Here is a 12,218-nt window from a genome sequence, read left to right as displayed (position 1 = left end):
CAAGTAAAAAAGGCAAGGGTCCCATAAGGATGCTTGCCTTTCTACTATTTATATCGTAACGCGTTTAGGCTTTGTTTTCAAGTGAAACGAATTCTTTGTAACGCCTATGTACTGTAGCCTTAGATACATCAAATCCCATTCCTCTAAGGGTGGCTGCTATTTCTTCAAACGTCAAATTGTTCGATCGAAGACGAACAACCTCCTCGATCGGAAAGTCTTTTCTCTCTCGCCCTTGTGCTAGATGCTGATTAGAGAGGTTAGCAGCAGGATTATATCCTTTATCCACCGCACGCCTCATACCACGCTTAATCTTAATGTTATGTATTTTCCTTTGATATTCCTCTACAATTCCTACAATTTGCAAAACCATGGAGTCTGATTCAGAAAGTGTAAGCACTCCGTGGTGAGAAACAGCATAAACAGGGACTTCAAGTTTAGTAAGTTGATGAAACAAGGCAATTTTTGTATTCCCCCGCCCAAGCCTTGTCTCATCCTGGATTAGTAGCACATCCGCTTCTTCGTTTGCTAATATTTCTAAAACTTCTAAGATCCCATCTCGTTCTATATCATACCCGCTTGCCTGCTCTTCTATTGTTTTATGGATTTCAAATCCGTGTTTAGTAGCCAATTCTTCTAGTTCGATTCGTTGCCGTTTTAAAGACGAAACTTGTGCTTCCTTTTCTGTGCTGACGCGACAATAGATGATTGCTTTCATAGAATCTCCTTTTTTCTCTATCATATAGCGGTGTCCCTATTTAAGTAAAGCCTAACTTAAGAGTAACCCAATATACATAAAGGCTAAGCCGCCTGCAAATAACAAGAAATATACTATGTCTAGTTTTGATAGATTTTGAAACATATTCATCGCCTCCAGAAAATAAGAACTTTTGTTCGTGTCTACACATCATTATATACGAACATTCGTTCTTGTCAACACATTTGCGAACGAATGTTTGTATATCGTTTCCTATCATGGTATAATGACGGTAATAAATGATATGTACGAGGTGTAAAGAATATGACGAAACTATCAAAAAGGCAGGAAGCAATACTAGATTTCATTAAAAACCGTGTACTAGAAAAAGGCTATCCACCTTCTGTAAGAGAGATTGGTGAGGCTGTAGGACTAGCATCTAGTTCAACCGTTCACGGACATTTGTCAAGACTAGAGAAAAAAGGCTATATCAGAAGAGACCCTACTAAACCAAGAGCTATTGAAGTATTAGAGTTAGAAGAAGATGCCATCACTACCATTCCTAAAGGAGAAGCAACGTATGCTCCTGTAATAGGTAAAGTTACAGCAGGTATGCCAATTACAGCTATTGAAAACATTGAAGAGTATGTTCCTCTACCTGATACGCTTGCCGCACAAGATGACGATATATTCGTTCTTGTGGTGCAAGGTGAAAGTATGATTGAAGCTGGAATCTTAGACGGGGATATGGTCATTGTACGACGTCAGCAAACAGCACAAAACGGTGATATTGTAGTGGCTATGACTGAAGATGATGAGGCTACGGTCAAACGTTTCTTTAAAGAATCAAATCACATTCGCTTGCAGCCTGAAAATGCTACAATGGATCCAATAATTGTTCAAAATGTAAGCATTCTTGGAAAAGTTGTCGGATTATATCGCCATATTCACTAAACTCAATATAAATACGGAAACATTGAAAAAAGCATCGAATGATTATCATTCGATGCTTTTTCTTATATCACTATTAATAAATATCTGTTTGATCATTTTGTCTGTAAATTTTTTTGTAACAAGATGAGTATGTTAAAAAATAAAAACCCTCAACACCAATGGCATCAAGGGTTTTCAATCTTAGTAAGTTGATAAATACTGTTCGCGCTCCCATGGGTGAACCTGTGTACGGAACATATCCCATTCGATTTCTTTCGCTTCAATGAAGTGTTCAAATAAATGTTCGCCTAATGCTTTCACCATTATTTCGTCCTTTTTAAGCAATTCTAATGCATCAGAAAGGGTTGCCGGCAAGTCTTGAACACCGTGTTTTACTCGTTCTTCTTTATCCATTACATAAATATTTCGATCAACTGGGGTTGGAGCTTTCAAGCCGTTCTCGACACCATCTAGTCCAGCAGCTAATAGGACAGCCATAGCCAGGTATGGGTTCGCAGAAGGATCTACACTACGAACTTCTATACGAGTACTTAACCCTCGAGAAGCTGGGATACGAATCAATGGACTGCGGTTTTGACCAGACCACGCTACATAACATGGAGCTTCATATCCTGGAACTAAGCGTTTGTAAGAGTTAACAGTCGGATTCGTCACAGCTGTGAAATTCGTAGCATGCTTCACAATGCCCGCGATGAACTGATAAGCTGTTTGACTCAATTGCTGATCGCCCTTTTCATCAAAGAAAGAATTTCCCCCGTCTTTGAATAAGGACATGTTACAGTGCATTCCTGAGCCGTTCACACCAAAGAGTGGTTTAGGCATAAAGGTAGCATGTAAACCGTGTTTACGAGCTATTGTTTTAACGACGAGTTTAAACGTTTGGATATCATCGCAGTGCTTTAATGCATCTGCGTATTTAAAGTCGATTTCATGCTGACCTGGGGCCACTTCGTGATGAGACGCTTCTATCTCAAAGCCCATCTCCTCTAACTCAAGAACAATATCACGGCGACAATTTTCACCAAGGTCAGTTGGCGCTAAATCAAAGTAACCGCCACGGTCGTTTAATTCCATAGTTGGTTCGCCTTTTTCATCTAACTTAAATAGGAAAAATTCAGGTTCTGTACCAAGATTAAAAGCAGAGAAGCCAAGCTCTTCCATTTTCTTTAAGTTACGCTTTAAATTATAGCGAGGACAACCTTCAAATGGGGTACCATCCGGATTATAAATATCACAAATAAAGCGGGCTACTTTCCCTTTCTCAGATGTCCATGGAAATACAACAAACGTATCAAGATCAGGATACAAAAGCATATCCGATTCTTCAATGCGAACAAATCCTTCAATGGAAGATCCATCAAACATCATTTGGTTATCGAGTGCTTTATCAAGCTGACTAAATGGAATTTCTACGTTTTTAATAGTTCCTAATAAGTCAGTGAATTGCAATCGAATAAATTTAACGTTCTCTTCCTGGATCTTCTCCAGGATCTGGTCCTTAGTTAATTTAGCTGCCATAAGCGACTTTCTCCTCCCAGTGTACTTTAGTTTATATTAATGGAAGAATCGTGATAATTCTCCCTGACGCAACGATGATTTACCAAAACGGTTTGCTTGAAATAATTCATTTTTAAGCATTTTTCGTAATTCTTTCTCAGATAATTCTTCTCTTACCTCCTGAATTTCTTCTTCAGAGTATTCAGTTTGAGGTTGAGGTTGTTGAGGCTGCATCGATAACACTTGCTTAATACCAGCAAGATTAACCCCTTTTTCAATTAACGATTTAATTTCTAATAAACGATCAACATCATTGAACGAAAATAAACGTCGATTTCCATCGGAGCGAACAGGATGAATCAAATCATGTTCTTCGTAGTACCGGATCTGTCGCGCAGAAAGGTCAGTAAGTGATTTTACAATCCCTATTGGGAATAGAGGCATCGATCTTCGTAGTTCATCATTCATGATTTAGCCCTCCTTATCGTTACGTTTATTTATATTTATTGTATGTAATGATTCAAATTCTGTCAACACATGTTAGCTTTTTTTACATATTAAAAAAAGCCCTTATGGCGCAAATGAAAACCCATACATAATACCGGGTTACCTTTGAATAACTATAGCCTGGCTTCCCATCTGTTTAAAGGCTTTTTCAAATTGCGAACGATTAACTTTTTGATTCTTTTTTCCATATGGATTATTAATATAAACAGAATCATCCGTATAACCTGTAATGACCACACTGTGAACACTGAAGGTTACATCTATGGCACCTTGAGGCGTAAGCCAAGTTCTAAAATTGCTTACAGGTTGAAACCGGGTAGTTGTAATAATCCAAACAGGCATTCCTTGATTTACATATTCGTATAGTTCAGAAGGATTACTCCCTGTTACATCTTGGGCACGATCACCGACATAACGTTTAGCAAGCTTCACAACCGGTCCGTGATAAGCAGATAAGCCTGGTCCATTTTCCATGTCCCCCACAAACCCTAGATTAGGATTTCCTTTCATACCATTCGAATAGGTTAAAGGAACCCGACTAATTTCTTCAGCTAATTTATTCTTACTCACGTTTATACCATGGTAATGTAACATCATCGCTAAACTTGTTACTTCACACCCGTTGTAAAGTCTAGGCTCATCCATTTGATTTAACAATGGAACATCCATTGGATTCGTAAACTCTTCACCTTTATATAACATCTTATCAGGGACTGATTTACCAACAACATAATGATCCATCCCATTTGCTTGAACTCGATTAATCGGTAGCTCTGTGATATCATCAATTGCATTTATAGGAATAAACATTTCCCCGTCTAGCTCTTTAATCCGGTCACTCATATACTGATCTCCATCTTTCAAGCGAATGACCTCATAGTCTCCTCTGTACAACACATTCCGTCCATTGTATAGTTTTAAAGGTCTTGCACCTTTATCAAGTTGAATGGTTACGTACCCATTCTGATTCTTAAAAATCCATCCAAGCTGTTTTGAAAGTGTTTTGATAGATACATAGATTGTCTCGTTCACTTGATAGACAGAAGGGCTCTCTATCCTTTTGCCGTTTATGTACAATTGTTCCTTTGTAAGAGAAAGATCTTCAAAATCAGACCTTTCAGTAACCGTAAAACTCATTTGTGTGACTGACTGAGATACTGTCCCTTTATTTGACTTTATGTTATCGCTAATTGTGAGCTTGTATTTCTGACCAGGTTCATAGCCACCCTTAGGAGGAATAACCGTTACATGGTTTTGAACAACTTTAAACGATACTGGAATCTTTTCTTCCTCAGAATCTGTTACATAAATGGTTTCACCCGTGATCGTGTCTTTATCTATTGTTGTATTGAAAAAAATAGACCACTGATGATCAGGATGTATGCGATTTTTATCCTCCATGATGGTAAAACCAGAATTCTCCGCGGCTACAAAAGACGGGAAAAATAAAAATGATAATAGAATGATACTAAATCCCAAAGCAATTGACCTCAACTAAAACCCTCTCCCTTACATACTAATTTATTATTGTTCATTTGATCCCCTTAATACTTAGGATTCCATTTCATCTTATGAATTAAAAGGAACCTCAACTTAACACCTAAAAACAAAGCCCCTATAATAAGGATATAGGGGCTTATCTCTGAAGACATTCTATCATGTTAATGCCACTAAACGCTCCACAGCCATTTTAATCGCAATCTTAACATGCGCATAAGTAAGACCACCCTGAACAAAGGCCGTATAAGGAGCTCTAATTGGCCCATCAGCTGTTAATTCAAGACTTCCTCCTTGTACGAAGGTTCCAGCCGCCATGATGACGTCATGCTCATACCCCGGCATATAACTTGGATATGGCGTTACATGTGAATTAATAGGTGAGGCCTTTTGGATCTCCTGGCAAAATGCTATCATTTGTTCGGCTGTCTCAAACGTTACGGATTGGATTAAATCGGTACGCTTTGCTAAATAATGAGGAGTTGTTGCGAACCCTAGCTTCTCTAAGAAACGAGAGGTAAAGACAGCCCCTTTCATTGCTTCCCCTACAACATGAGGGGCCAGAAACAGTCCCTGATACATCTCTTGCAGACTATGTAAGGTAGCACCAGTCTCTTTACCTAGACCAGGGGCTGTTAAACGATAGGCACATTGTTCAACAAGATCAGCTCTTCCTGCAATATATCCCCCTGTTCTTGCTAATCCCCCGCCCGGGTTCTTAATAAGAGAACCGGCAATGAGGTCGGCTCCAACATGAATGGGTTCTTGTTCTTCAGCAAACTCCCCGTAACAATTATCAACAAAGACGATTATTTCAGGATTTATGCCTTTAACATACTCTATCATTTCTTTAATTTCTGCTATCGTAAATGACGGGCGTGCTGCGTACCCTTTTGAACGCTGTATTCCGATTACTTTAGTATGGGGCGTAATCGCTCTTTGAACTTCTTCATAATTGACAGAACCATTATTTAGAAGGTTGACCTGGTTATACCCGATATGAAAATCTTTTAAAGACCCATTACCAGAACCACGTACCCCTACAATCTCTTCTAACGTGTCGTAAGGAGCTCCTGTAATATAAAGAAGTTCATTTCCAGGCCTTAACAAGCCAAACAATGAAATCGTAATGGCATGGGTACCAGATACGATTTGAGGTCGTACGAGAGCATCTTCCCCTCCGAAAACCTCTGCATAAACTTGCTCCAATTTATCTCTCCCCATATCGTCATATCCATAGCCTGTTGTCGGATTGAAATGGGAATCGCTCACCTGCTGATTTCTAAAAGCCCTTAAGACCCGTTCCTGATTATACTCAGCTAGACCATTTATAGATTGGTGAATATCTTTAATATCCTGCTCTGTTTCTACTGCTAATTGTTCTAATTCGTGTTTGTTCATGTTTTACTCTTGTTCCCCTTTATGATTGTTCTTCTTTAGTTGATGGTAAAGCGGATGATCAGCATCGATCCACCCCTTCACAAAGTATTTTTCATCGTCTTCAAGGAAATCGCGTTCCTTGACAATCGAACTAGATTCAACGCGATGAAGGAAATCGCTTTTAGAGGCGTGAATGTACGTCTGAAATGGTTCCCATTCTTCTATGATAACTTCTTCAATTTTATCTAAAAGACGCTTCAAATCAATAGGATCATGGGCACTGATAGTTACAGCTGGCATGGTTGCAGGAAAGAAGTTGTCACTTAAAAGATCTCGCTTATTATAAACGGTTAGCATTGGTAACTGATCTGCTTCTAAATCTTTCAACAGCTTATGCACCGTTTTCTCGTGTTGAATATGATCCGGGTGAGAAGCATCAACTAAATGCAAAATAAAATCAGCTTCTGTCACTTCTTCCAATGTAGAACGAAAAGCTGCAATAAGTGTAGTTGGCAAATCTTGAATAAACCCAACTGTATCAGATAGAAGAGATCTGAAACCTGAAGGAAGTTGAATTTGACGGGTGAGAGGATCTAGTGTCGCAAATAATTGGTCCTCTTCAAATGATTCACTGTTTGTCAATCGGTTGAAAAGCGTTGATTTGCCCGCATTTGTATATCCTACTACAGCAATCTGGAAAGCACGATTTTCTTTACGACGTTTCCTATATTGGTTTCGTTGACTCACTACTTGATCTAAACGGGATTTAATATCATCGATGCGGCGCCTAATATGACGACGGTCCGTTTCAAGCTTGGTCTCACCAGGTCCACGTGTACCAATTCCTCCACCAAGCCGGGACATGTTCTTCCCTTGTCCATAAATACGGGGAAGCATGTACTGAAGCTGAGCAAGCTCAACTTGTAGTTTCCCTTCCTTTGTATTCGCCCTTCTAGCAAATATATCAAGGATTAACTGCGTACGATCAATGATTCCCACGTCTAGGTAATCAGCTAATTTACTCATTTGGCCTGGAGCTAGTTCATCATTGAATATAACCAGTTCAATTTCATTTATCTCAATATAATCCTTTATTTCTTGTAATTTCCCTTCCCCTATGTAGAGAGCAGGGTGTATTTTATTTCGCTTTTGAATAAATATTTTATGTACCTGGCCATGAGCGGTTTCTGTTAAAGACTGTAACTCTTCAATGGATGAATGAAATCGCTCTTGATCATTACCTGGTAATTCGCAAGCTACTATGACTGCTTGTTCCATAACGACATCCCTCACCTTTCTAATCGTGCTCCTATCATAACACAGACCTTATTCTAAAGCGAAAAGTGCTCCCTGAAACGGCCAAAGGAGCCCCTCGAGTTCGAGGAGCTTGCTAAGTCTTTGTTTGAAAAATTAAATCCTGGCCAGTAATCTGCATGAGTTCAGCTGGTGTAAATCGATTCTGTTTCATTATTCTCATCGCTTGCTTACGTATAGATTGTTCAATCACATTTCGAATGTAACGACCGTTTGAAAAACCGCTTCCTCTTTGTTGTTGCATTCGAATTAAGTGATCTTTTAGTTTCCATTCCGCATCTTTAGAGAATTCATATTCTCGTTCTGATGCCATTTGTTTCGCTATGGTCATAAGTTCATCAATCGAATAATCTTTAAAGTCTAAAATAATCGGAAATCTTGACTGTAACCCAGGATTTAAACGTAGGAAACGATCCATTTCGTCCGGATACCCTGCAAGAATTAAGATAAAGTCATTATGATGGTCTTCCATATGCTTCACTAATGTATCAATGGCTTCTTTCCCAAAATCTTTTTCCCCACCGCGGGCAAGAGAGTAGGCTTCATCAATAAACAAAACCCCTCCCATAGCTTTTTTGACAAGGTCTCTCGTTTTTTGAGCAGTATGCCCAATATACTCTCCTACAAGATCTGCACGTTCTGCTTCAATAAAGTGACCTTTAGAAAGCACATTCATTTCATGAAAAAGCTCGGAAATTTTACGCGCTACCGTTGTTTTACCTGTTCCTGGATTCCCTTTAAATAACATATGAAGAACTTGCTTAGAAGGTTTAAGACCTGCTTCTTCTCTTTTCTGATTCACATAAATACTTGCATAAATTTCTTTTACTGTAGATTTCAAATGGTCGAGGCCGATAAAATCTTCAAATTGTGTTTCAATCTTTTGAAAAGGGTTTGCTGTATAAGAAGTTGCTGCGATTTCCCTAGATTCAACTGCTTGATGTTCCCGATCATGAAACATAATATTGATCTGACCATTCTTTTTATAGGTCACTTGCGTATCCAATAGGATCACCCCTTATTCATAGACAGTATACGCAATTATGAGATGGGGTGTGACAAATGCCTATTAACTAACGCCAATAAAAAAAGCAGACTCCTAAATAAGAGTCCGCCTTTCAATTATTCTTTATCTAGCGTAATGGTCTTTGATGGAGCAAATGTAGAAATCGCATGCTTGAAAATTAATTGTTGCTTCCCGTCTGTTTCTAACATGACGGTGAAATTATCGAAAGCTTTAACGACTCCTCGAAGTTGGAAACCGTTAAGCAAAAAGACAGTTACTTGAACATGTTCCTTACGTAGAGTATTTAAAAATTGATCTTGGATATTCACTGTTTGGGCCATGAATCTTCCTCCTCTTTTCTATCTGTGCTTACTATACTTCTATATTTGATTCAGCTTTCCTGCTAAATCATTTAAAATTTCTTCAAACTTTTCTGCAGCGGTTTCCACCGTAACCTCATACCAATCCACGTCCATTTTATTACGGAAATATGTAAGTTGACGTTTTGCATAGCGTCGAGAATTCTGTTTGAGATTTTGAACGGATTCCTCTAGTGATTGTTCATTTTTCACATAAGGGACTAACTCTTTATACCCTATCGCTTTCATACTTTGGGCGTTTTCATACCCTAGTTTGACAAGACGGTCTACTTCATCGAGGAGCCCTTCTTCAATCATTGAATCTACACGAGTGTTAATTCGATTATAAAGCATCTCACGCTCCATATTTAACCCAATTAATATAGGATTGTAAGGCGATGTGGGTTGCTGAGCTTCCTGGTATTCACTCATCGTCATACCCGTTAATTCATAAACCTCTAGCGCCCTTATAACTCGACGTATATTGTTCGGATGAATCTTTGAAGCTTGTTCAGGATCGATCTGTCTCAGTCGATCAAAGAAAGGTTCAACACCTTCTTCTTCTATCCTTTTCTCCATACGCTCCCTAAACTCATCATCTCGTGCCGTTTGAGAAAATTGAAAATCATATAAGACAGACTGAATATATAAACCTGTCCCTCCAGCGATAATCGGCAGCTTTCCCTTTTCAGCAATCTTTTTTATGTAATCCGTTACCTTCTCTTGGAACTCAGCCGCAGAGAAATCGTCCCAAGGCTCCTTAATATCAATCATGTGATGGGGGATTTCTTCCATCTCAGCCTTTGTAACCTTTGCAGTTCCAATATCCATCCCTTTGTAGATTTGCATTGAATCACCGCTTATTATTTCCCCATTAAAACGTTTTGCTATCTCAATGCTCAGAGAGGTTTTCCCAACAGCGGTTGGTCCAACTATCGCTACAACTGGTTGCTTCATTAATAATGCCTCACTTTTTAACGAACAATCGTTCCTTGTAGTAAATTGCTATCGTTATTATACATGTTCTGTTTGAGAAAAGAAAGCCGCGTTTCTATCCACTTTGAATCTGTCTAAAAGGGTAAAAATGAATAGTGGCTAGTCTGGAGCTATATAAAAAACGGACTGAACCCCTTTTGAGGGTTCAGTCCTTGTAAAAGGAAAATTACATGACCCTTTTAAACATCTTTTCCATTTCATATTCAGAAAAATGAACGATGATCGGGCGACCATGAGGGCACGTAAACGGATCAGTAGATTCTCGCAAGTCGTCAAGCAGCCGCTTCATATCCTCATGATTCAAATAATGATTGGCTTTAATAGATCGTTTACAGCTCATTAAAATGGCCGCTTCTTCTCTAAGGTTAGTAATATTTACTTTACGTTCGTCTAATACTTGATCAATCATTTCTTCTATGACTTCTTGTTCATGACCTTTAGGAAACCATTGAGGATGGGAGCGAACAATAAATGTCTGCTCTCCAAAAGATTCTAGAAATAACCCTACTTCATGAAGCTCTTCTAGATTTTCCTGTATCAAAATGGCTTCAGGCTTCGTAACGTCAAATGTCATGGGCATCAGCAATTCCTGCACTTCATTTGTTGTCTCCCCTAATTTATCACGGAAAAACTCATATTTAATGCGTTCCTGTGCAGCATGCTGGTCAATAATGTAAAGCCCCTTTTCATTTTGAGCAAGTATATACGTTCCATGCAACTGCCCAATCGGGTATAAGATCGGGACACGTGCTGTGGGTTCTGCTACAGGTTCCTCACCTTCTCTTACTAAAGGTTGGTCTTCTGTTGAATCTCTATCCACCACAGGGGATGTGGCCTGTTTCACAATTTCTGCATAGTCAGGCTGGCCACTTTCTTTCATCCATTCTGGCTCTTCTCTTACAGTGCTAGAATTAACCGGTGAAGCAGCGGGTTCCGCAATTACCGGAGCTGGCCGTTCATCAAACGAAAAGGATTCTTGAACGGAAGGGTCTTTTTCTTTGGCGCGCTTTGGTTTTTGCTCCACTTCCGGGATCAGGGTTTCTTTACGAAATACACTCGTAACTGCCTCTTGTACGGCATCAAAAAGTTCTTTTTCTTTACTGAAACGCACTTCTAACTTAGCTGGATGAACGTTAACATCGACAAGATAAGGGTCCATTTCAATTTGTAGGACGACTAATGGGTAACGTCCTATAGGAAGGAGTGTATGATACCCTTGTAGTACTGCTTTATTCACAGCAGGGTTTCTAATATAACGGCCGTTTACAATCGTAGACATGTAGTTTCTGGAAGCTCTCGTAATTTCAGGTTTTGCAATATACCCGGTAATCGTAAAATCGAGCGTCTTCGCCTCTATAGGAATCATTTTCTTGGCCGTGGACATTCCGTAAATTTGTGCAATGACCTGTAGGATATCTCCTCTTCCCGTAGTTTGAAAGAGGCGTTTTCCATTGTGGTAACATTCAAAACGAACCCCCGGGTGAGAGAGGGCCATCCGATTCATTACGTCTGTAATATGCCCTAATTCCGTATGAATGGTTTTCATATACTTCAACCTGGCCGGTGTATTAAAGAACAACTCATCAACGGTAATTTCCGTCCCTTGCCTGGCGTCACTTTTATCTTTCTCTTTTAAAGCTCCTCCTTCTAAATAAAGCTTCGTTCCAGCCGCTTCGCCTGTTGAAGATTTAACAGTTAAACGACTGACAGCTGCAATACTTGCCAAAGCTTCTCCTCGGAATCCAAGTGTTTTTACTCGGAAGAGCTCATTTTCATGAGTAATTTTACTTGTAGCATGACGTAAAAATGCTCGTTCGCTATCTTCTTCACTCATGCCTTTCCCATTATCCATGATCTTAATTTTGGAGAGCCCGGCTTCCTCTAGCTCGACTTTCACCCACGTACTTCCTGCATCGATACTGTTTTCTACCAGTTCTTTCACGACAGATGAAGGGCGTTCTACTACTTCACCTGCTGCGATCTTATTGGCTAAGGCATCAGGCATTTGATGAAT

Annotated in this window: 11 protein-coding genes and 1 pseudogene; 1 reads left to right on the top strand and 11 read right to left on the bottom strand. The window is 39.4% G+C overall.

The window, feature by feature from the left end; all coding sequences use genetic code 11:
* Window positions 1–64 precede the first annotated feature (64 nt).
* Window positions 65–715, bottom strand: coding sequence for a YneB family resolvase-like protein (locus tag LQ226_RS03420; protein WP_231416426.1), 651 nt, complete (start codon window positions 713–715; stop codon window positions 65–67).
* Window positions 716–1,018: 303 nt separating this feature from the next.
* Between LQ226_RS03420 and lexA the strand changes: the two genes are divergently transcribed.
* Window positions 1,019–1,648 carry a transcriptional repressor LexA gene (gene lexA / locus LQ226_RS03415; protein WP_231416425.1) on the top strand — a complete coding sequence of 210 codons (630 nt, stop codon included), beginning with the start codon at window positions 1,019–1,021 and terminating at the stop codon, window positions 1,646–1,648.
* 180 nt (window positions 1,649–1,828) lie between these two features.
* Here lexA and glnA read toward each other — a convergent pair whose 3' ends face one another.
* The 10 genes and pseudogenes from glnA to mutL form a co-directional block, all read right to left on the bottom strand.
* Window positions 1,829–3,166, bottom strand: coding sequence for a type I glutamate--ammonia ligase (gene glnA, locus LQ226_RS03410; RefSeq protein ID WP_231416424.1), 1,338 nt, complete (start codon window positions 3,164–3,166; stop codon window positions 1,829–1,831).
* A gap of 36 nt (window positions 3,167–3,202) precedes the next feature.
* Window positions 3,203–3,613, bottom strand: a complete 411-nt coding sequence (locus tag LQ226_RS03405; RefSeq protein ID WP_231416423.1) for a MerR family transcriptional regulator — start codon at window positions 3,611–3,613, stop codon at window positions 3,203–3,205.
* Between the two features lie 138 nt (window positions 3,614–3,751).
* Window positions 3,752–4,393, bottom strand: a complete 642-nt coding sequence (locus LQ226_RS03400; RefSeq protein ID WP_370635475.1) for a C39 family peptidase — start codon at window positions 4,391–4,393, stop codon at window positions 3,752–3,754.
* A 396-nt stretch (window positions 4,394–4,789) separates the two neighbouring features.
* Window positions 4,790–5,053: pseudogene (locus LQ226_RS03395) on the bottom strand (Ig-like domain-containing protein); the annotation flags it as partial.
* A gap of 255 nt (window positions 5,054–5,308) precedes the next feature.
* Window positions 5,309–6,550, bottom strand: coding sequence for a methionine gamma-lyase family protein (locus LQ226_RS03390; RefSeq protein WP_231416422.1), 1,242 nt, complete (start codon window positions 6,548–6,550; stop codon window positions 5,309–5,311).
* A 3-nt stretch (window positions 6,551–6,553) separates the two neighbouring features.
* Window positions 6,554–7,807, bottom strand: coding sequence for a GTPase HflX (gene hflX, locus LQ226_RS03385; RefSeq protein ID WP_231416421.1), 1,254 nt, complete (start codon window positions 7,805–7,807; stop codon window positions 6,554–6,556).
* Window positions 7,808–7,919: 112 nt separating this feature from the next.
* Window positions 7,920–8,849: a stage V sporulation protein K gene (spoVK, locus tag LQ226_RS03380; RefSeq protein ID WP_370635423.1), complete on the bottom strand. Its 930-nt coding sequence runs from the start codon at window positions 8,847–8,849 to the stop codon at window positions 7,920–7,922.
* Between the two features lie 116 nt (window positions 8,850–8,965).
* On the bottom strand, window positions 8,966–9,190 hold the full coding sequence (gene hfq / locus LQ226_RS03375) for an RNA chaperone Hfq (protein WP_036778891.1): 225 nt from the start codon (window positions 9,188–9,190) through the stop codon (window positions 8,966–8,968).
* Between the two features lie 39 nt (window positions 9,191–9,229).
* Window positions 9,230–10,165 carry a tRNA (adenosine(37)-N6)-dimethylallyltransferase MiaA gene (gene miaA, locus LQ226_RS03370; RefSeq protein ID WP_231416420.1) on the bottom strand — a complete coding sequence of 312 codons (936 nt, stop codon included), beginning with the start codon at window positions 10,163–10,165 and terminating at the stop codon, window positions 9,230–9,232.
* A gap of 205 nt (window positions 10,166–10,370) precedes the next feature.
* On the bottom strand, window positions 10,371–12,209 hold the full coding sequence (gene mutL, locus LQ226_RS03365; RefSeq protein ID WP_370635474.1) for a DNA mismatch repair endonuclease MutL: 1,839 nt from the start codon (window positions 12,207–12,209) through the stop codon (window positions 10,371–10,373).
* Between the last annotated feature and the right edge of the window lie 9 nt (window positions 12,210–12,218).

The sequence above is a fragment of the Pontibacillus sp. HN14 genome (genome assembly GCF_021129245.1).
Classification (GTDB): Bacteria; Bacillota; Bacilli; order Bacillales; family BH030062; genus Pontibacillus.
Note: the sequence above shows the minus strand (reverse complement) of the source record. Positions and strands in the feature narration are given on the sequence as shown.